The organism is Mucilaginibacter sp., assembly GCF_028288185.1.
In the GTDB taxonomy this organism is placed as follows: domain Bacteria; phylum Bacteroidota; class Bacteroidia; order Sphingobacteriales; family Sphingobacteriaceae; genus Mucilaginibacter.
The window spans coordinates 141,535-164,094 of record NZ_JAQBOF010000035.1; the positions used below are offsets into that span (position 1 = coordinate 141,535).

15 protein-coding genes are annotated in these 22,560 nt (G+C 40.8%); 6 read left to right on the top strand and 9 right to left on the bottom strand.

The window, feature by feature from the left end; all coding sequences use genetic code 11:
* Positions 1–32 precede the first annotated feature (32 nt).
* Positions 33–1,424 carry an alpha-L-fucosidase gene (locus JWQ34_RS15570; protein ID WP_299358697.1) on the bottom strand — a complete coding sequence of 464 codons (1,392 nt, stop codon included), beginning with the start codon at positions 1,422–1,424 and terminating at the stop codon, positions 33–35.
* A gap of 231 nt (positions 1,425–1,655) precedes the next feature.
* Here JWQ34_RS15570 and JWQ34_RS15575 point away from each other — a divergent pair, with 231 nt between their 5' ends.
* Positions 1,656–2,708, top strand: coding sequence for a serine hydrolase (locus JWQ34_RS15575; RefSeq protein WP_299358699.1), 1,053 nt, complete (start codon positions 1,656–1,658; stop codon positions 2,706–2,708).
* Positions 2,709–2,755: 47 nt separating this feature from the next.
* Here JWQ34_RS15575 and JWQ34_RS15580 read toward each other — a convergent pair whose 3' ends face one another.
* Together JWQ34_RS15580 and JWQ34_RS15585 are read right to left on the bottom strand one after the other, a co-directional pair.
* Positions 2,756–3,646, bottom strand: coding sequence for a hypothetical protein (locus JWQ34_RS15580; protein WP_299358701.1), 891 nt, complete (start codon positions 3,644–3,646; stop codon positions 2,756–2,758).
* Positions 3,647–3,660: 14 nt separating this feature from the next.
* The gene (locus JWQ34_RS15585) at positions 3,661–6,129 is read right to left on the bottom strand and encodes a TonB-dependent receptor (RefSeq protein WP_299358703.1); all 2,469 of its coding nucleotides are present in this window, start codon (positions 6,127–6,129) and stop codon (positions 3,661–3,663) included.
* 270 nt (positions 6,130–6,399) lie between these two features.
* Between JWQ34_RS15585 and JWQ34_RS15590 the strand changes: the two genes are divergently transcribed.
* Positions 6,400–6,576: a hypothetical protein gene (locus tag JWQ34_RS15590; RefSeq protein WP_299358705.1), complete on the top strand. Its 177-nt coding sequence runs from the start codon at positions 6,400–6,402 to the stop codon at positions 6,574–6,576.
* A gap of 141 nt (positions 6,577–6,717) precedes the next feature.
* On the opposite strand, the gene JWQ34_RS15595 is transcribed toward JWQ34_RS15590, so the two are convergent.
* The 4 genes from JWQ34_RS15595 to JWQ34_RS15610 all read right to left on the bottom strand — a co-directional run bounded on the left by JWQ34_RS15595 (position 6,718) and on the right by JWQ34_RS15610 (position 15,760).
* On the bottom strand, positions 6,718–9,897 hold the full coding sequence (locus JWQ34_RS15595; RefSeq protein WP_299358707.1) for a GH92 family glycosyl hydrolase: 3,180 nt from the start codon (positions 9,895–9,897) through the stop codon (positions 6,718–6,720).
* Positions 9,898–10,075: 178 nt separating this feature from the next.
* Positions 10,076–12,208 carry an SUMF1/EgtB/PvdO family nonheme iron enzyme gene (locus tag JWQ34_RS15600; RefSeq protein ID WP_299358710.1) on the bottom strand — a complete coding sequence of 711 codons (2,133 nt, stop codon included), beginning with the start codon at positions 12,206–12,208 and terminating at the stop codon, positions 10,076–10,078.
* A 33-nt stretch (positions 12,209–12,241) separates the two neighbouring features.
* Positions 12,242–13,237: an alpha/beta hydrolase gene (locus JWQ34_RS15605; RefSeq protein WP_299358712.1), complete on the bottom strand. Its 996-nt coding sequence runs from the start codon at positions 13,235–13,237 to the stop codon at positions 12,242–12,244.
* A gap of 129 nt (positions 13,238–13,366) precedes the next feature.
* Positions 13,367–15,760, bottom strand: a complete 2,394-nt coding sequence (locus tag JWQ34_RS15610) for an alpha/beta hydrolase-fold protein (RefSeq protein ID WP_299358714.1) — start codon at positions 15,758–15,760, stop codon at positions 13,367–13,369.
* A 200-nt stretch (positions 15,761–15,960) separates the two neighbouring features.
* Between JWQ34_RS15610 and JWQ34_RS15615 the strand changes: the two genes are divergently transcribed.
* On the top strand, positions 15,961–16,461 hold the full coding sequence (locus JWQ34_RS15615; RefSeq protein ID WP_299358716.1) for a VOC family protein: 501 nt from the start codon (positions 15,961–15,963) through the stop codon (positions 16,459–16,461).
* A 145-nt stretch (positions 16,462–16,606) separates the two neighbouring features.
* Here JWQ34_RS15615 and JWQ34_RS15620 read toward each other — a convergent pair whose 3' ends face one another.
* Positions 16,607–16,960, bottom strand: a complete 354-nt coding sequence (locus JWQ34_RS15620; protein WP_299358718.1) for a helix-turn-helix domain-containing protein — start codon at positions 16,958–16,960, stop codon at positions 16,607–16,609.
* A 161-nt stretch (positions 16,961–17,121) separates the two neighbouring features.
* Between JWQ34_RS15620 and JWQ34_RS15625 the strand changes: the two genes are divergently transcribed.
* Both JWQ34_RS15625 and JWQ34_RS15630 read left to right on the top strand, forming a co-directional pair.
* On the top strand, positions 17,122–18,117 hold the full coding sequence (locus tag JWQ34_RS15625; RefSeq protein WP_299358720.1) for an aldo/keto reductase: 996 nt from the start codon (positions 17,122–17,124) through the stop codon (positions 18,115–18,117).
* A gap of 99 nt (positions 18,118–18,216) precedes the next feature.
* Entirely contained in the window at positions 18,217–19,074 is an 858-nt protein-coding gene (locus JWQ34_RS15630) for an NAD(P)-dependent oxidoreductase (protein WP_367278634.1), read from the top strand.
* A 51-nt stretch (positions 19,075–19,125) separates the two neighbouring features.
* Here the strand turns inward: JWQ34_RS15630 and JWQ34_RS15635 are convergent, their stop codons facing one another.
* On the bottom strand, positions 19,126–19,350 hold the full coding sequence (locus tag JWQ34_RS15635; protein ID WP_299358722.1) for a hypothetical protein: 225 nt from the start codon (positions 19,348–19,350) through the stop codon (positions 19,126–19,128).
* 255 nt (positions 19,351–19,605) lie between these two features.
* Here JWQ34_RS15635 and JWQ34_RS15640 point away from each other — a divergent pair, with 255 nt between their 5' ends.
* Entirely contained in the window at positions 19,606–22,551 is a 2,946-nt protein-coding gene (locus JWQ34_RS15640; protein WP_299358724.1) for a two-component regulator propeller domain-containing protein, read from the top strand.
* Positions 22,552–22,560: the final 9 nt, after the last annotated feature.

A 22,560-nucleotide genomic window follows, 5' to 3' on the forward strand; every position in this document is an offset into this window, starting at 1 on the left:
AGGTTATTCGCTTGTAACGTTTTTAATAAATATTAACGCTGCTCGTTATAAACTTCAAATTCTGATATAGACGGCGTGCGGTTATAACCTAATATTTGTATGCGCACTTTGTTGGCCCATAAACGGTTAAAGCGGTGTACTTTAACGTTCTTGGCTATCTCGCCATCCAGCAAAGTTTTCCAGGCACCATCAACATAATACTCTAATTTATATTTGTTGATGTTGGCTCTATTCTCGGCAATTACAATGGTGTTAAAGCCGGTTTCGCGTTTAAAGCTAATTTCTAACCAGGGCTGTTTAACCGTAGGGCTTGATGTCCATGAGCTTCTGAAACTATCATCATTGGCAAAATCGCTGATGTTCATATCATCGCTCCAACTTGAATTTGCCGGCATATTTTTAGCCAGATTTTGCGATATGATCGGCGCGTCCAGATCAGGCAATGCAGCAACCGGGCCGGTGTTTTTCCATAGCTTACCAATGGCTTTCAAACCTTCTAAAGCGTTATCATCAAACAAACCGTCACGGTTTGGCGCAACGTTCAATATAAAATTACAACGATCATCATTTAATGTTATCAATTGGTCATTAACCAATTTGGTGGCATCCTTAACCGGCGTGGTAGGGAAATCGGTTTTCCAGAACCATGAGCTTTGTATTGGCAAACAAGCTAATGACGGCATATAGTTGCTGGCTTTTTCCATATGTTGGCCGGCACCCATTTCGTAAGTTTTAATATCAGTGTAGTATAAACCCTGGCCAGGATATTTGGCGCCGTTAAGGTCCATCAATAAACAATCAGGTTGTAGTTTTTTTACCAGGTGATAAATGTCTTCAAAAGGTACATCATCATAAGTGATCCTTGACCATGGCGCATCCCAGCCGTCAATAATCAACGCTTCAATTTTACCGTATTTGGTTAACAGCTCGGTTATTTGTGTTTTAACCATTTCAATATGGCTGGGCTGTATCTGGTTAGGGCGCAGTTTATGGTGCGTATCCAGTATAGAATAATACAGCATCACCTTTAAGCCGTTGGCTCTAAACGCGTCAACATACTCTTTAACTACATCGCGTTTAAGCGGACTATTCATTACGTTATAGTCGGTACTTTTAGTATCCCAGATACAAAAACCGCTATGATGCTTAGTGGTTAAACAACCGTAGGTCATGTTGGCTGATTTTGCCGCTTTTGCCCATTGGTCGCAGTTTAATTTAGTAGGATTAAATAATGAGGGCGATGCTTCCGGGTCGGGCCAGTCGGCATCCGCATACGTAGGGATGTTAAAGTGGATGAACATACCAAAACGCAGATCAACAAACTGTTGCTGCAACTTTTTTAAATGCTGTACATCTTGCGCAAAAACTGATGAAAGGCTTAACAAAGTAAACAGCGCTACTAATTGTAATTTTTTAAGGATCATAGTAATTATTATATCCGGGTGATGTATTTTATATTAACTGTTTTACAAATAACGCATTTGTTGCGCCTGTTAAGTTTTGCATAATAAGCTATTTGTTAAGCAATATTGGAAAATAGTTATCTAATATTAACTCATGATGCATATTAGACTAAACTTTGGGAAGTTACAAATAAAAGCAAACATCTGTAACCAACTTACCCACTTCTGTGTCTTATAACAAAACCCCGAGACATGAGATATCTATCCTTACTGCTATTATTATGTTTAACAACCAAACATATTAAAGCGCAAGAGCCCAACATCAACCTAAAAGACTCAACCGCCGTTATCAAATGGCTACAAGAAAAACATATCCCCGCATTAGGCATCGCTTATGTAGAAAAAGGGAAAGTTAAAAACATGAAGCTATACGGCGATCTTAAACCTGGCGTACCCGCCCCACTAAACGCTGTATTTAATGTGGCATCTATAACTAAAACCATTACTACAATGGTTACGCTTAACTTAGTCAACTCCGGTGAATGGCAGTTGGATGAGCCAGTGGCACATTACTGGACCGACCCGGATCTAAAAGACGACCCCAGGAGCCAAAAACTAACCACCCGCGACATATTGACACATCGCACAGGTTTCCCTAACTGGCGCTCTCAATTGCCCGGCGGTAAGCTGGCTTTTCAGGCTGATCCCGGAACAAAATACCAATACTCGGGCGAAGGATTTGAATATCTGCGCCGCGCGCTGGAAAGTAAATTCCATCGTGGCCTGGATCAACTGGCCGATTCCATCATATTTAAACCATTGGGTATGAAGGACACGCATTTTATATGGAACGATGCAGACGAAAGCCGCTTCGCCTATCCTTTTGACGCGACAGGGAAACAACTGGAAGCAACCAAAAACACCAAACCCAATGCTGCCGACCTTTTAGAAACCACCATACCCGACTACACTAAATTTATCCAATGGATGCTGCAAGGCGGCGGGTTATCAAAAAAATTATTTGCCGAAATGACGAGTCACCAAGTACAAACTAAACCGGGTGCCTACATGGGTTTAAGCTGGGCAATTTATGATCCGATTGGAAACGGCGAGTACGCCCTATCGCATAGCGGGCATGATGCTGGCGTACATACCATAGCCTTTATGTTCCCCAGATCAAAACGAGCATTGGTGATCTTTACCAATTCTGACAATGGTATGCAGCTTTATCCTGGGCTGATAGCCGGCTACATGGGTTCGCAGGGACAAGCGATAGTGGATATTGAAACGAAGAAGATGCCGTGATAAATTATTAAATAAAGCATGATATTTTTAAACTATTAGCCCACGCTCTACACACTAACAAACTCCCCAAACTCAACTAGCGTATTCTTGCCTGTACTCACCAACCACCCCTCCTTACCAACCTCAACCGTACAAGGCCCATATGTAAACACCCTGATGGTTCTCTTTTCCGCTTCACGATTTAATTTTTGCAATACACACTGCAGCATTTTGCCCTCAAACGGGGTGTACATAAAAAACACAGTACCCAATGAATAATCAACATCGCGGGCATCTGTATTAATAAACTCCACATCGGTTAAATTAAGCCCGGCGGCACAAACATATGCATAACTGCAAAAAGCAGGTTCGAACTCTATGCCCTTTGCTATTACGCTTGTAAATAGGTTTACTAATATGCTTAGCTGCCCTAATCCTGAACCAATGTCGATAAAAACATCATTCGGTTTAAAATCAGCACGTTTAATTAATTCTAAAATTATACGGACCGGTGTTTTTTGATAAAATACCATTTCGGGCTCACGGGCCTCCGTTTCGGCAGGTAGGGTTTCATCGGTCAGCAACCCATTAAAAAACACATCCAAATTGTCATAGCCAGGTTTATCCTCCCGAAGAAATGAGTTTAAATCGTTATCAAAATATTCGCTGATTTGGTCCAGCAATAATTGGCCCCTTAACTCCCCTGTTGATATCTTGGCGCGAAGCTGGCAGAAGATTTGGGTATTTACAGCTTCCAGATCGTCTTTAACTTTTTCGGCATATTGCTTCAGGGTAGTTAGCTTGTTAATACCGGCTATTCTATCAATGACATGAAACTCAATGTCATCAATGGCCTGCGCCCTTAAATTGAAATTAGTTTCATGGTAAAGTCTTTCGTCATTAACAATGATGTTTATATCATCTAATAGTTCAGCATGTAACTCGTCTTTCGATTGCATTAAATAAGTTCTTACTAAAATTCTTTATCGCCTACATCGCTGGTAGGTAGCTTTAACTTACTGGTAAACTTGTTCAGGTTAAAACTTAGGTTTATTAAAAACACATCCGTTTCAGAGATATAATTAGTAGTTGTATAAAAATCAGTACCCGAGGTTGTTATGCGTTGCTTATTTGCCCCCATGAAACCCATATTCATGTTTTGCCAAAGTAGCGAAGCTGATAACCGACCATTCATGAACGTTTTTTTTACAGAAGTATTTGGCACAAAAAACTGGCCGTCTTCGCCCTGTCCTGTTGGCCTTTTAGACAGGTAATTTACATTGGCCCCCAGGCTCAATGTTTTACTTAACTGAAAATTGGTATTACCATTGATAGAATATGCCCAACTGCTGTTTAAAATAGTTACCGGTGTATTTAATATGGATATATTACCCTGAATTTTATAATTGTACAGATTACCACCAATATAAATACTCCACCATTTAAACGGTGCCAGATTGGCGCCGGCCTCCATCCCAAACAAACGCGCGTTGCCTGCATTGGTATAAACGCGGTTAAGAATGGTATCGGCATAAACGCTGTTAAGCCTTTGTATAGGGTTTTTAATACGCTGATAATATAGGGTGGCAAAAAATGATCCTTTTTTAAATTCACGGATCAGACCCAGTTCAGCCAAGTCTACAAATTCAGGCAACAGGTCCGGGTCGCCCTCTTCTAATGTTTCAGAATGCTCGCGTTCTGGTATGGGGTTCAGTTCTAAGTTAGTTGTGCGCTGCACGCGTTTGCTATAACCTGCTTTCAGTTTCAAACCATCATTAATGCCATACAACAAACTGGCCGATGGAAACAAATTAGATAAGTTAAGATTATGCGCGTTTGCATCATAAGATAAATTAACCGCACGTGTGGCGTACTCATAACGAAGCCCGCCGCTGTATTCCAGCTTTGCCATTTTACCGGAGTATTGGCTGTACACAGAGTTGATCTGGTTTTTAGCATGCGTACTACCTTTAAATTTGGCCAGATCGGATTGTGATGTAAGAGGTGTTACAAAATAATCAAAAATGCCATCCTGGGTATCGTGCCTGAATTGGTAACCACTTTCTAACTTTCCTTTACCAATATTAATACTGTGATCCAGTTTAAAGCGATAGGAACTAATAGGCCTTTTATAAGGATTATTTACGTATTGTATAGTATCGGCAGTATTTGGGTATTTTAAGTTACGATTTTGGGTTCCCCCATATAGGTTATCATGTTCATAAAGCAAACTCGCGGTTAAAGATGATTTATCGGCAAAGGTGTGTGTATAATCAAAATTACCCAGGTTAAAAGTCCCCTCTTTTGTTTGCAGGTTAGAGTTATAATAAGTTGTGCTTTTTATAAGCGTGTTAGTTGCTAAGTTTGATGTGGTATTATTGTACAACAAATTGGCTAAACGTGCCTGGTATCTTTTGCCGCTGTAAAGCCCAACTGAAACTACGTTATTGGCATCGGCTGTATAACTTATGGAGGCCCTTCCGGCATAATTGTACCGGTCAAAACTTCTTTCGCCGTTAGATGGGAAGCGCGAAATGGTATTATTAACAAAGTTTTTGGTGTAGACATTCCCTTCTCGATAACCCTCATTGTCATTACGGGTATAGTTGCCGCCTACAGATATATCCCATTTTGCTTTCTTGAAATTGATGGTTGCATCGCCTCCAAAGCGTTTAGGTTTTTTCAGATTCCCATAGTCGGTAGTGCTTGGCAGGCCGCCTTGCGCATTGGCCGTAATTGTAAAACCATCGCTGGCACCTTTTTTAGTAACAATATTAATAATACCGCCACGGCCATCAGGATCATATTTAGCAGATGGCGCGGTAATCAATTCAATATTATCAATAGCATTAGCGGGCAATTGGGTTAGTACGGTCTGCGCATCTGCTAAAACAGGTTTGCCGTTAATTAACACCATAAAACCGGCCGACCCGCGTACACTAATATCCCCTTGCGAATTAACCGCTACTGACGGCAGGTTCTTTAAAACATCAATAGCCGATCCCCCTTTAGCTGATTCGAACTGACCGGCCTTATAACTTTGTTTTTCAATTTTATTTAATGCCGTAACCTTTTGGCCAGCAACAGCTACCTCATTCAACATTTTGCTTGACGGATTAAGAGCAATGATTCCCAGATCAAGGTTTTGGTTATTAGTCAGATGAATATCTTTAAAATACTTTGTTTCATAGCCAATAAAAATGACCTTTAATTGGTAATTGCCTTGCGGTATTTTCACCAATTCAAATGCACCATTTTCTTTGGTAACTATCCCTGTAACTAAGGTTGAATCTGTTGATTTAAACAGGGCCACGCTGGCATATTCTATAGAAAAATTATTTTTGGCATCAGTTACTTTCCCTTTAATAGTAGCATTTTGCCCAAATGTGTTAAAAGAGATAGTAAGAAATAAAACAAAGCAAATGGGTAATGTTATTTTCATGGAGGCGTGGTTAGTATTCAGCCAAAAATACCACGTTTAGTTTAGCATTACATGTAGTTTATGTAACATTTATATAAATACCTTTAACGTATACATCACTATAAACTTTTATAAAGTAATAGAATTTACACTATGCACCATATTAAATAAATAAAACGTTAAACACTTATTTTCAAACTATTACCATAAAAAATTTCCTTAAAAACAATTGCAAATAAGCGATTTATGTTTAACTTAGTACATAAGTATTAAAAATTAGGAGGAGTTGCCATGAAGAAAAAAGCTACCCTAGTTGCCCAGCCCGATAAGACTGAAACTAAGTCAGAATTAACACCTTGCCAAAACTTTAATCAAAAAATGTATCGTGACCATGCACATGTCGATCACACACACGGCAGGATTAATAAATTTCCATTTGGAAGCAGTCACGGGCCGTCGCCTTTTTAATAAGGTATCGGACTGATCGTTTGCTATAAGCTAATTACTTTTGGCATGGATATATTTTGCCTGTAAAAAACTCTTATCATCTGCCGGTGGCCCATAAATAGGCTGCACAGTATATCGAAGTGTTTCGAAACACCACACTTGCTACTCCACCCCCCAATGCTCATTGGGCTTTGGCCCCATCTCTAACACTAACGATCCGCCTTTTAATAACTCGGCTGCCTCAAACTTAAACGAGTTTAATTGCTTGCCATTTAACGTAGCCTTTTGCACATACATATTATTGCGCGATGTGTTGTTAGCGGTAATGATAAACTTGCCGCCCCTGCCAAACTTATGGCCAAGGTCTATCTGCACTTGCTTAAATAGCGGGCTGCCTATCTCGTAAACCGGGTTGGCAGCAGTGCCGCCATCCGTTTGGAACAACCCCATAGCCACCATCACCAGCCAAGCACTCATCTGGCCCTGGTCTTCATCGCCTAAGTAAGCATCGCCAATATCATACCCATAAAAACGCTCCATTATTGATCTGCTCCACTTTTGGGTAGACCACGGCTTACCGGCCCAGTTAAACAAAAACGCAAAATGCATAGATTGCTGGTTGCCCTGCACTACCGGGTAATCCCAATATTGGTCGTTCATACCGTTATAGCGCCATGGTTCGCTTTGTTTAAAACCCCACTCCAGGCGGTCAATAAATTTCTTCTTACCTATCATATCAGCCAATGCCGGCACATCCTGCGGCACAAAGTAGGTTAACTGCCAAGCGTTACCTTCTACATATTGCTCATTAGCGCCGCTTTTAAACGGATCGAAATTTTTAGACCACTCGCCGTTACTCAGTTTCATGTGGCAATAGCCAGCCGTATCAATGGCGTTTTTCCACCAGTAGCCCCTATCATTAAATTTGTTGTAAATAGCTGTTTTACCTAATGATTTGGCTAGTTGCCCCACTGTCCAGTCATCATAAGAACTCTCCATAGTATTAGAGAACCTACCCAGATCAGACGGCACATAATGATATTTTTCATAAGCCACCAAATCTCTGTTACCCGCAAAACCTGTAAAGACTTTCTGTGCGGGTGTGGTCTGCATTTTTACCGAGGCGGCCAAAACCTTATTCGCATCAAAATTTCGAATCCCCATCTGGTATGCCGATACGATCAGCGGGATCTCATGCTCACCCACCATGACCGGTACAAAGTTCATCCCGGCAGGGCCCTTTGCCAGCCAGCCGTAAGCATCGTACATAGCCAATTGCGAGTTTACCCAGCGGTTGCTCCACTCGGGTGTTACCAGGTTCCACATTTGGTTCAAGTTCCAAAAAGTATTCCAGAACGCATCGCAGCCCATAGCTACGTCATCCTTATTTTTTAACTGCTGAATTTTGCCATCCGTACCGCGCCATTGCCCGTTTATATCGCTCCACGTACTGCGACTGCAAACAGAGCGGTACATAGAGTTATAAAATCGTATTTTGTCCAATCTATTGGTGGTAGTTATTTTTACACGGTTAAATATATCGTTCCAGGCATTTAGCTGGTTTTGTTTGATCGCGCTAAAACTCCAACCGAACGGCTTGGTAACTTCGGTAATTAAATTCTCATCAGCATTTGCCAAACTAACCAATGATATTGCCGACCGCACCTGCACAACCGGGTTAACCTTAGCATCAAACTGTAAAAACACACCTGCATTTTTTATGTCTTTTGCTTCCAACTCATCGCCATGTTGTATGGCGTTATTTATCCAGCTACCCATATTTTTTATAGGCTTGTCAAACTCCAAAACAAAGTAAATGGTATAATCCTGATCAGCATCGGTACTCCATATCCCCTTAGAGAACTGGTGCGAAGAACCCTCCATACGGTAATCGTTAACCTTTTTAAGTTTTACATTTTTAAGCTGATAATCATACTCTGCCGGTATATGCAGATCAACCAATATCCTCGCGCTGTCCCTATCTTTAGGGAAAGTAAAGCGCTCAAAACCGCAACGGGTAGTGGCAGTAACTTCGGCTTTGATATTGTAATCGGTTAATTGTGCTTTGTATAAGCCTATCGGCGCTTCCTCGGTTCGTTTATCAATAGCAGAGCGATAACCTATGCCTGATTTTAACTCGTTACCCACAACGGTTTTTAATTTACCATTAGTTGGGAAAATACCCAGGCCACCCATCGTCCACTCGTGGATATGGCTAAACGTGCCTATACTTTCATAACTGGGCTGATATCCTGCCTGCCAACCCGCGTTTTGGTTATCAGGGCTCATTTTAACCATGCTGAATGGCATCCATGGGCCGGGTGCTATCATCCAGCGGGAGTGAGCGGTGCCTAAACGGGTATCAACATAATTAGCCAGGGTTTGTATCCTTTGGGGCGATCTTTTTACGGTGCCTTGTTCAACTAGCCTATCATTCTCGAATATTTTGTAGCTACTTTGCTTTGCTGTAGTTACAGTCGGCATTGGGGCCTCAAACTCGTATGATCCTTTTTCCAAAGTCTCTGTAAATATCGTTTTACCATCCAACTCAACTCTTAGCTTTGGTGTACCTTTTAAATATTTGGCGGCAACTATTAAAGGTTGCGTCTTTTTTCCATTATCAGCCAACTCATAATCGGCAGTTTTTACGCTGTTTACAAATAATTGCCCCGGCTGCTGTAAAGCAGTTTGTGCCGGACCTTCCAAGCTAACCTGGTCAAACATTATCCATGAGCCTTGTACAACAGTTATAGTAATGCTGTTGCCCCCTTTTTTTATCATACCGGCTTTAACAGGTATTTCAATTGTTTTTGGCGTTGCCGATGCCAGGTTACCAACTAATGCGGCGGTATCTATAAACTTTTCATTCAACTTTGGATTAGGTTGTTTATTCACATCGTAACCCGCAGCAGTTAGTTGCAGGCGCTCGTCCTGCTCATTAATACTCACTTTAAGCATCGGCAGAAATTTCTTGGCATAGTCGGCTAGTTTTATAACCAGCTTATAGCTTCCTTTAGCGGGCAGATCTTTAACTGTAAACAATAAGTTTACCTGGTTTGTGCGCCAGCCGGCAGTGGGCCACGTACCGCCCCAGGTATCAACGGGGCCGGGCAGCACATATGGAAAATCATTTTTCTCTTTAGAGTAACCTATTACAAAAAATTTATCCTCGTAGCCAAAATCATGCTCTATAAAATTTTTAAATCCATTTGGGGCCAGCGAAAATTCGTTAGGCAAATTATCAGCCTTACCAACGGCCCAAACAGTCTTTTGATCGAATTGCGCATTAGCTATAAGTGCTAAGGTATTAATCATACAAACCAGTAAAAATCCCTTTTTCATAATAAAAGTGCTACAGTTATATTCGATTTAATAATATGTACATACATTACTACAAAAAACAAGACATATATAGAATATCCTCCTTGTCAAATTTTAATGCAGTATGGTTGTTGAATCGGTATACATAACAAAGAAACTTAAAATACATTAAATTTCAAGTCAGTTCAAAAAAAAACAATTATTTACTGTCTACAGCACATCTAAACCCAATGGTAGCTGCCCGATCCAGGCTTGGCGCCATCAGCAAATACTTTCCATATTTATTTAATTCAAGTGCTGCCGGAAAATACCAGCCCGATGTTTGCGCATGGTAATAGCTACTTCCTTTTAAAATAGCAGACCGGCTGTGTAAATCGACGTACTCGTCGGTCCACTGCCATACATTGCCTACCATATCCATCACGCCAAAAAGGCTTACGCCCAGTGGGTATGCGTTTACATCTGTTGGTTTCCTCATTACCCTGGAAGTATCTGGTGCCGGATATTTACTATTGTCTTTATTATTGCCCCACGGATACAAGCGCCCATCATTGCCTTGAGCGGCATATTGCCATTCCCACTCATGCGGCAATCTTTTTCCGGCCCAATTTGCATAAGCGCGGGCGTCTTCTAATGACACCCATGTAACGGGTTGATTTTCTGATCCGACTAGATAACTACCGTTTGCCCAATATTTTAAAAAGTTATGATCATCTATCGGATGATATTTGGTTGCATTTATAAATTGTTTAAACTGCTTATTAGTTACCGGGTATTGATCGATATAAAATGATTTGATGTTAATATTATGTTTTTGTGATCTCGATGGATGGGATTCCCACTCATGTTGTACACCTACGGCAGTTGGAAGCTCATTTCCCTCGATCATCACACCTACTGATTCAAAGTGATAATCATTTATCGCCGGTATTTTGATCATCCCTCCCGGAGTGGCTGCCGATAGGATTGTATTTTTAATGGTGGTTATTTGTTGTGGGATAGGATTCCATGCCGCTGAAAAGCTTTTAAGGCTTCTTTTACTCCTGCTATTCATCTTTGTTAAAAACCCTGTTAATGTTGATGATTTAGCATCACTGTTCATTACCAATAATGCACTATAGCCATTACCTTCAATGGTAAAGCTTAAAACAGCTTTGTTATCTTTAATTTGTGGAATGATTTGCTTACCGTTCCACAAATCATAATACTTTGCATTTGTAGTTAATGGCAAAGCTATTTGCCGACCGCTACTTTCTGTACTATCCCTGTTAATAAATGTATAAATGGTTTTATTGTTATCCGGAAATTTGGATGCAAAAACATTTTGATGCAGAACGGGTATAAATGGCTCCCAGTTCCTATTGCTCCATGCACTTGGAAAATATCTGTAAATAGCAGCTATTCTCCTGATGACCTCTGCATATCTATCGGGTATTTGGTTCCAAACGCTCCAAATATTTTCCCATGAATTATAACCTATTCCGTTAAAAAAAGCATATTGCAGATCGTTGGTTTTATCAGTGGCCCATCTGTTGGTTATATTAACCTGATGCCGGTGCTCAAACCATTTATAAACACTAACACCAGGTTTAAATTCATATCCCCAGTAATAGCCCCAACTTAGGGTATTCCATTCTATAGTTTTAAGGTCCTTTAAATTTAATTCGGGTTGAAATGCCAGCGGGTAGTTTTCGCTTTGTGCAGCCTGGTAGAAGTCTTCCGACACACCAGACATTGTATCACCATTCATGCCATCGGCACCCAAATCCTTCATCTCTTTAACTAAAGCTCGCGGCATGATAAGTTTGATGCTATTGGTGCCATGATCCCATATCATGATTGGGAAAAACACATGCACACCATTTCGCTTAAAGTCTTTTATCATTTGTCTTACCGCGGCTTTACCTCCCGGTAAATCTGCTGTAAGGTCAAATTGATTGCGGTTATCCACACCGATATTAGGATAGGTTGGCCATATCAATACGGCATCAATACCACCATAGCGTTTTTTCAAATCGTTTAAATAATGGGTTACGGTGTATTTATGTGTTGACGCATCATAAAAGTAACGGTCATGCGCCATCATCTGGGCATATATAAAAGTATGTTTAACCCATTGCAAAGCTGGCTTTGAGTATGCGGTACTATCGTACTTAATCCTTATCTTTTCTTCACGCCGCCATTTTCTCAGATCGGCTAACCATTGGTCGCGTTGTTCAGCATTCGCCGGGGCCTTAAATACTTCTTTTAGGGCCCCCGAATAAATAGGAACTTGCGCGAAAAGGCTACAATTTAAAAACAGCAATACAACGAAGTAATATTTATTCTTCACAAGCTTTATATTAGAGATACATTTTAGTCTTTTTTATCTGCACCCTGCCTGCGCGTTGTAATAACCGGCACTTTTGGCAGTACCTTGCATTACATGATGAAAAAAGCAGGCTACATTGCTCATCATAATTTTACCGGTAAACTCAACCGGGCCATGCTTGCCACCTATTGATGTATTAAATACCGCTGTTTGCCCTGCTGCCAATGTTTGCCTGTAAAGGCAGGCCGAGCCGTATAACTCGGGCGCACTTGTGCAATTAGGTATGTAGTATCCTTTGTCGTATGGAACCGTTTTATCGGCGGTGCCATGATAGAATATGGTGGGTATCGCATTGGCTTTGGTAATTAAAGTAGAATCGGGCAAGGCACCCCACATATCACAAATGCCTTTTATTTTAAATTTATCAGCATAGGTATTATCTGCATTATTAATATTCCCCAGGGTAGTAACGGAATTGCCCAGTTTTTCGCTGGCGAATTTTTGAGTAAGATAGGTTATATCCAATGCTATAACACCACCCGCGCTACCGCCGCCAATAAATAACCATTTGGTATCTATATGATACTTTTTCGCGTTCGCGACAAGAAAACGCATAGCCGCATGCGCATCCTGGATACCACGGTAGTTGGCCAGTGTAAGACTATTTATATCTAAACTTGCGCAACCGCCAAGCGCGCTTAGCGCATTCCAACCCAAACGATAGTTTATAGTAACAGCAACAAATCCAGAATCAGCCAGTTGTTTACAAAGCTCGCCCATATTTTCTTTATTTCCATTTAAGAAAGTGCCGCCATGTATCAACATTACCATCGGATATTTTTTACCATCGACAATATTTGGCGGATAGTAAATATCCATATTTAGTGCCTGGTTTTTGCCTTCGCTGTTGATATTACTTCCGTAAATAACATTACGCCCACTGGTATCTCGTTGAGGTTTGATAACTTTTGCAGTGTTACCGGATCTCCAGGCAACAGAGCCTAATACCATTATTAAACAAAAAAGGGTTAGATAAATTGATTTTTGCATGATTTTAAATTACAGGGATAACTGGCTTGTAATTTAAATAAAAAACCCTTCATATAAATTATTTGAAGGGTTTGCTTGCCGATTTTATTAATCAGACTGAAATTAGTCTAGTTAACTACAATTTGGCTGCTATGGTTGTACCACTTTCCATTGATTATCATAAAAACTTGCATGCACCAACTGCCCTACCCCTTCCTTTAACATACCCAAACGGAATACCATAATGTCAGCGAAGCCGCTTCCGCCGGTAAAATATTGGTTAGCATTTGTTGCGTTCATTCCCTCAATACCAGTTCCTGCAATTACAGAGATTGTATTGTCTGATGTCCCCGCCATTGGCCAAACAAAGTAAGTTCCCAAATCGCCACCTGTCCATTGTTTTGTTCCAATTTTCACCATACCGTTTGAAACATTTACAGGGCAATCATTTAGCAAAGTTTTCCATGCAGCGTTGGTAGATGAATTGCCGATCAATACCACATTTCTGCCTGTATATTTTGCTTTCGAATATTCTTTATCACTGATAATATCAAAAGCACCATTACCGCGGTAATACCAGCTTTCTGCATCATAATGAGCCTTGGCTATACTCCACTGTTTCTCTTGCTCCGTACCCCCTGTCGCGTATACATACAGCATGTTTTTATTGAAACCGTCTTTAAAAGTGCCGTTACGATGAGGGCCCTTATCATGCAAATCAGGCTGTGCGACAAGCTTCCATGTTTTATCCGCTTTCTTTAAAAAGATGCTGTCATTGTCACTCAGTGTAGTGTATTTAACCGGGCTCGAGCCATCCAGAACAACACTTATCACTTTGTTCTTTGGGAAAGCCGCCAGTTTCAACTTTAACAACTCTACATTATCTAATGATCCGGTTATTGTGGCTAATTTTTTATCCCTGTTTAACCTTATCCTGCTGTATTGAAATGGAATAATCTGCTGATATATTGTGGCCCAATGATTTGAGGCGGAAATACCGGGACTGGCTGTTGTGAAATCAATGACATTTATATCATTATCAAGAGGAATAGTATGCCTTTTAAACATATCAAATATAGGCTGCCAATCCACCGCCTGATCGCTCCACCAATGCGACCCACCCGGATACTCGTAATACTGAAAATCGGCATGGAAGCCGGCTAAAAGCTGTTTCATTTGGCGTGCAAATGCTACGGGTACGGTTTCATCTGCATCTCCATGCAAAATATGCACACCCACCTGCTTATAGTTTAGCGCTAACTTGGGCACATCACTTTGGTTGCTGGCACTCAATAACAGCTTGCCAAAAGCAGTCGAACTGGTGTCCGGAATTATCCCATCTGCCGAGCCATAAGTTTTTAAAGTCGGGTAACCAGAGCATGGTGCAATCGCGGCCCATTTATCCGGGTACGTAGCCCCCAAAAACCAGGTACCATGCCCGCCCATTGAGTGTCCCGTAAGATAAATATGCTGCGGCTCAGGCTTAAATTCTCTTTTTGCAATATCTAATACTTCCATGGCATCTAAACGCCCCCAGTCTTCCCAGTTAAAGCCGCGTGGCCTGCGGTTGGTAGGGCTAACCAAATTACCCCAGTCTTTAGATTTATAGGCTCTTACCTGGTTAATAGCCTCAACCCCTGCCCCGTGAACAGAGAAGAACAATGATGCACCATCTTGCTGCCCGCCAACTTGCGGCGCAACCGAATAATATTGCAAGCTGCCGTCAATAGCGCTTACAAAGGTTTCGCTGTATTTATCTCCTTTTGTTGTACTTTCAATTTTAAGCGTTGCCTTATCAAGCGGTTTCCCGTTTTGTAATAACGTCAGCAAGCAATCATTCATCGCTTTCGTCTTGATGGCGGTTCCATCTAAGGTAAAATAGATCTTCCGGGTAGCATAGGCCGGGATGGTTTGCAACGTGCTGCCGGCTCCTTTGCCCAATAAACTGCTAACTATCATCAAATTTTTAAGCGGTACCGCGGTAGTATTAATAACTACTATGGCAGCCTTCATTTTATCTGTACCGGTACCGGCCACAATAATTGGCTTGGTGGCATCCTTTACATCCAGCAATACCGGTTTGTCGGGGAAAGATAAACTGCCCTGCACCATTCGCCCGCGGGCAAAAAAGTCATTGCGGCCCTTTTTTAGCTTTACAACAATATTCATCCAGCCAAAACTGTAAGGGTCGCCCATGTGTAGCTCGCCGTTAACAAAAACGGCACTGTTGCCATTCATATTGAGGATAGCCACCTGGTCTTTAGGCGAATCGTAATTAAAGTAAAGATAGGTACCCTCCCCGCCCCTTATCCTGAATTTGTTAGCGGTATCTGCCGATATCTTGGTCCATTTTGGGTCGTTATCCGTTTTGTTATTGCCGATATTGCCCCCCTCTACCGGGGTTGCCAATGCGCCCTTATACATGGTATATGCCAAAGGGTCCTGGTATAGCGCCGCACGGTTATAATTAACGTTAACCCTTATAGAAAGGCCTTGGGTAAACGGGTAACTTTTTTGAGCATAGGTTTTAACCGTTAAAGACATAAATATCAGCAGAACACAACAAAACTGATGTGGATTAAATTGAGAAGGGGATTTGGTCATACACAAACCTAATAAAAAAAGAGTGGCTGGCAAAGGCGGGGTTTCGCGCTAAATGGAAGCGGGGCATCATTAGTGAAATGACCTTCAATCTAACCTTAGTCATTGGATTTTGTTTATCTTTAGGTGATAAAACGTTAATAATGAAAAAAATAACTTTGGCGATATTACTGGCCGCTGCCTTTTTGGCGGGTTTCGGGTTTAGCCGTTTGACCACTACGCCGAATACCGGCCCGCGTGTAACAGGTATTGGCGGGATCTTCTTTAAAGCCAAAGACCCGGCAGCGCTGAAAACCTGGTACAGCAAAAACCTGGGTATCCGCATGGGGGCTTACGGTTCTAATTTTGAATGGCGGCAGGGTGCCGACAGCACCAAAAAAGGGTTCACACTATGGGCACCCTTTAAGGAAACGACCAAATATTTCCTGCCCTCTGAAAAACAATTCATGATCAATTATAGGGTTGAAGGGCTACAGCAACTACTGGCCAATCTCAAGGCAGCGGGTATCCTGCCGACCGACACGATCGAGAAAGCCAGTTATGGCAGCTTTATCCATTTGATGGACCCTGAAGGCAATAAGATTGAATTATGGGAGCCTAATGATGTGGAATATGCTAAATTGGGAACAGCGACAACTAAATAGCACCGCTCTGCCTGCTGCTCCGCTCCTGCAAGCGTCCCCGCTTATAGTATACCCGACCATATCTCTTGTAAACCTGTAAACATTTGGAAACCATTATGTAACGTCCTAAAACAGGTTGACTTTCCAGATCTTACAAAATGGGTAATCAAAATTGCATTTTGCTTTCTGCAAAATCGCATAATCCCCCTAATATTTCGCTCAATTCTTCACCTTTAGCGGTTAAAGTATATTCACTTCTGGGTGGGTTACCCGGTATACAACTTTTATAGACCAGCCCAAGTTGCTCAAGGTTCCTCAGCCTGTCGGCAAGAATATGATCACTGATATGTTCCAAATCTTCTTTCAAATTGTTAAAGCGTGAGTTGCCTTCTTCAATGCTGAAAAGAACCTCGGTCATCCATCGCTTACTCAACAAATACAAAAGTTCGTTAAGCGCGCACTTTTCTTCCAGGAATGATTGATTATAAAAATTCGTGGAACTTAATTTTCTTTCTGACATACTAACTTGTTAATGAGTTACTAATTAACGGTTAAGCCGTTGGCTGCCACGTTAATTGTTTGTTCCTTTGTAGTAGTGAATGCCTTATTCAACAGGCAGAACTTCACAAAGTTGATAATTGATGTGCAATAAACAAAGAATGTAACTAAAATTAAACAATCATGAAATATCGAAAATTAGCAAATACAGACCTATTGCTTTCTGAAGTTACTTTTGGAGCATGGGCGGCCGGAGGCTGGATGTGGGGCGGTACTGAACGCAAAGATGCCATTGATGCCATGAGGGTTTCCTACTCCATGGGTGTAACTTCTATAGACACGGCTCCTATTTATGGACAGGGGACCAGCGAGGAAATCGTTGGCGAAGCGATCAAAGGAGTCCCACGAGACCAGATCCAAATTCTGACCAAATATGGTATGAGGTGGGACCTCAAAAAGGGTGATTTTTCATTTAGCAGTAAAACCAATAGCGGCGAGAATATTGACATTTATAAGTATGCAGGAAAAGAAAGCATTATTAAAGAATGTGAAGACAGTTTAAAACGCCTGGGAACCGACTACATTGATCTATACCAGATTCATTGGCCCGACTCAACTACATCAATCGAAGAAAGCATGGAGGCCGTTTCCCGCTTAATCGAACAAGGCAAAGTAAGGTATGCTGGTGTTTGTAATTATAACGCCGGCCAAATGGAAGAAGCTGCAAAATATATCTCGTTGGCTTCTAACCAGGTACCTTATAGTATGGTTAAACGCGATATTGAAGCAGAGCTTGTTCCTTATTGTATAGCAAATAATAAATCTATACTGGCATACAGCCCGTTAGAGCGGGGGCTTTTAACAGGCAAGATGAAGCCCGGATACAAATTTGCTGAGGGCGATCACCGCAGGCAATTGTCGTTTTTTAAGGATGACAATTTAGAAAGAACCAATGAGTTTTTAAATCTCATCAAGCCTATTGCTAACGAAAAACATATTACGCTGGGGCAATTGGTTATCCTTTGGACACTGGCGCAGCCGGGAATTACCATTACACTGGTTGGGGCACGGAACGCTGAACAGGCCATCGAAAATGCCAAAGCCATTGACAGTACACTAAACAAAGAAGAAGTGGCAATAATTACAGATTATCTTGAACAATTGGAACTAACGGTGTAATTACCGATGAAAGGAAAAATCTGCCCACACACGAAGATTGTATTTTAGAGTAAAAAATCCCTGAAAAATAAATCGGTACATTACACCATAACATACAAGATCATGAACACAACAAAAATAGGTTGGGTAGGGTTGGGCAAAATGGGTATCCCCATGTCACAATCATTAATAAAGGCTGGCTTTCCGATAATTGTATACAACCGTAGTAAAGAAAAAGAAGATGGTTTAAAAGTAAGCGGTGCGGGTGTTGCATCAACACCCGCCGCTTTGATACAGCAGGCGGACGTTATTATCCTGATGGTTACTGACGATAAAGCTATCGATGATATCTTTAAAGGGGACAATGGCCTGTTAAGTGCAAGCACCAGCGGGAAGATCATCATTAACATGAGTACTGTGTCGCCGGCGATCAGTAAGGAGATGGCAGCTGCCTGTGCAAAGCAAGGCAATCAATATTTGGATGCGCCTGTGTCGGGCAGTGTAAAGCAAGCACAGGAAGCACAATTGGTTATTATGGCAGGTGGTGATGAAAATACATTTGAAAAAGTTAAACCAATACTTGAAAAAATTGGCCGCATGGCCATGCTGGTAGGTGATATAGGCGCGGGCAATACCGCAAAACTGATTATTAATACTTTGCTTGGCATACAAGCCCAGGGGTTGGCGGAGGCGTTTGTTTTTGCGCAACAGAAACATATTAAAAGTGCAGACCTCGCGATGCTCATTAACAACAGTGCATTAGGCAGCCCGTTGATTAAAATAAAGAGCGAAGCAATCGTCAACAATAACTTTAATGCCCTGTTCTCATTAAGTAACATCGCGAAAGATCTGCGCCTTGCAAAGGACATTGGCCTTTCCATGCCGCTTGGTGAGGTTACTTATCAAACATTCCAGGATGCGGAGCCAGCTTTGGGTGATGAGGATATTATCGCGATTTACAAACAAATAAGTATATAATTTTGCCCGCCCGGGATTTCACGGTACAGTTTGCATCAAAACGGCAGCTTTTTAAGTCAAAAAAGGCCGAAAACGGGTCAATTTATCCTCATCCACCGCGCCTCGAACAAGCTCCTTAGCCAGCTCAACGAAGTGATCGTATGGGCCAAAAAACAAAGCCATAAAACCAGCTTTTACCCCAAAAGAATGTGGCTCGCGGAAGGTATTGAAGAACACTGCGTGAATCGTGGCTGTGCTTACCGCCAAATCGTTCCCGAGATCTTCAAGTAAATCCAAACAATTTATATAGGTGATTATTGCACATTTTACCATTAATTGGTCATATACCTTTACAGCGTGCTGTTTTCACGTTAATAGGAGACAGTTAATAGTTAATTAAAAGGAATCTGCACGCGAGGTACAGATTCCTTTATTTTTTAAATGAAATTCAATTACAGTGTAGTTTCCACTCACCCTTAAAGGGTGGTTTTTAACTATTAAAATATTTTTTTATTGATTTTAACTAGCTTAGAAGATTGTAGAATTTAAACATTGCGTAAATTAAATATCCCCCTTTTTATTATTGCTCTTGGCTTATTTTTACTTAAAGCTATAGGGGGCTACGCCCAGCGCTATGCTTTTTCGCATTACGAAATAGAAGACGGGCTGATCCAATCGCAGGTTAACAAGTTGGTACTTGACAATACTCATCGTTTATGGATAGCTACCCTTGGCGGCGCTTGCCGTTTTGATGGTAAAGACTTTATATCCTATACCAAAGCAAAGGGCCTTGAAAGTAATTTTGTTTATTCGCTTTTTAGTGATAAGTCTAATCGTGTATGGTTTGGCACCAACAATGGCTTGTCATACCTTAATCATGACAGTATTTACAATAGTAAAATCCCTTCTTCGGTTACTAAAAGATGGGTAACCAATATAGTACAGGATGTAACCGGGAAGATCTGGGCCCATATTGGGTCCAACTTATTTAGTGTGAAAGGTAGTCAAGTAGAAGCTGATGAAACCTGGAAAAACCGGCCAATATCAGCAATCACCATCGATAAAAATGGAAAGTTATGGGTATCTGTAAATTCACAGGACTTATATAAATTAGAAAAAAACACATGGATACACGTATTAGCAAAACTGCCGGGCAAAGAATCAATAAGGCAGTTATTGTTTGATAAAATCGACCCTAACAAATACTTTATTTTAACAGCAAAAAATATTTACCAAATAATCAGCGGCAACATACAGACTTTAGCTACTGCAGGTGATAATACATTTTTAACAATCGAGGAAGATGAGCAGGACCAGTTATGGTTGGGCACGTTTAACGGGGCCGGCTGTTTTAAAAACAACAACTGGGTTTGGTTTAACGCAGGTAATGGTTTTACAGACAATGCTGTTACACAAATTTATAATGACAAAGACAATAATTTATGGTTTGCCACCAATGGCGATGGTTTTTATAAATTCCAGGGTGATAACTACGCATTTTTTGGTAAAGATCAGGGCCTAATAAAAAATGCCGCTGTTATGGGACTAACGCTTGATAAGGCAAATAATATTTTATTAGGCACCGATGGCGGCGGTGTATTTAGGTTTGACGGAGCGAAAATAAAAAACATATGGTTGCCACCTTCAACCATGCAAAATGCAGCCAATATTGAATGTTTTTATAAGGACAAAAATGGCGTTATCTGGATTGGTACCCGCCATGGCGGTTTATGGCAATATGATAATAATAAGTTTAATTTAATGCTAAATACCTATGGCTATACTATTAGCGCCATAGCCATTGATGATGAGAAAACATTATGGGTTGGCACCCCGCTTGGCTGCCGGTATATACAACACGGAAAGATTACTGAAATACCCGGTATAAACTCGTTCTGTGCATCAATACTTCTATTGGGTAAAGACTCTGTTTTAGTTGGCAGCCAAACCGGGCCCCGATTAATAATTAATAAAAAAATAGATACTAAGTTTAATTTGCCCGAATTAAACAATGTGGGTATTTTATGCATGCTAAGATATAAGGATAACATAATATATGGTTCGAGCGGAAGCGGACTTTATTTGTATAACTTAAAAACAAAGATTATTAAACTGTATACCACCAAAGATGGCCTAAACTCTAATATAATTTATAGTTTAGCTGTTGATAGCAGGGGTATTGTATGGGCCGGTACAGAGCGTGGCACAAACAGGCTTATAGTAAATAGCAAAAACATTACTTGCGACATATTACCTTATTATCTGCCTAAAAGCGAAATATTTGAAGCTAACCAAAACGCTATGCTGTTGGTTAAGGACAAAATGTGGATAGGTAATAGCAAAGGTGTTAGTGTTATTGATACCCGGTTACGCAAAGAAAACGCCGCGCCTCCATATACAATTATCCAATCAGCACAATATTTCCAGCCGAATTCAAAACACAGCAATGACCCCAATAAGGTTATTCGGGGCGATATTTTGCAGGATAATGCCACTTTAAGCTATAAGCAAAATCATATCACCATATCATACATTGGGGCTTATTTAAAAAATCCGCAAAGTATTGTTTATAAATACAAGATGGTAGGATTAGATAGCGATTTTTCTGCTCCGGTAAGCTATTCCACTGTTGATTATCCGGCACTACCGCCCGGCAAGTATAAGTTTGTAGTTACATCGTTAACAAAAAACGGGCTAAACGCTGTTAATAATGCAGCCATCTCATTCGAAATACTTTCGCCATTTTACCAAACACTACTTTTTAAGCTGACATTAATTTTAGCATTCATTTTACTGGGTGTTGGTTTAAAATCTTATTATGACAGAAAACGGCTTAAAGACAAAATGGCCGTTGAATTAATAAAAACCGAAGAACAATTAAGATTAAGAGTACAAACTGCAGAAGATTTTCATGATGATCTGGGTAACAGATTAACCCGTATTAACGTATTAACCGATATACTAAATACAAAAATTGATGCTGACAAGGCAGACCAACGAAGGCTTGTAAACCAGATAAAGCAAAATGTGGAAGCCCTGTATAATGGCACAAAAGATATTTTATGGGCGCTTGATCCTGCAAACGACAACTTGCATGACCTGCTTTTACATATAAAAGATTTTGGTGCCGAGCTGTTTATGGATACCGATGTAAACTTTATGATGGAAAAGCCTGAAATAAAATTTAAGCAAATTAAGCTGGCGATGCAGGAAAGCCGCAACTTGAACCTAATATTTAAAGAATTACTCAATAACGTATTAAAGCATGCTGAAGCTACTAGCGTCTTACTGACGGTATCATGTTTGTCATTAAATGAAATTAATATAATAGTAACCGATGATGGCAAAGGATTTGATATTAATAGTGTAAAAAGAGGGCAAGGATTAAATAATATATTTAAGCGTATCAACCGTATTAATGCAACGCTTAATATTAACGCAACTACCGGTGGCAGCACAAGTTTTGAATTAAACTATAAACCAGCAAAACTCAAATAATTACTTAAA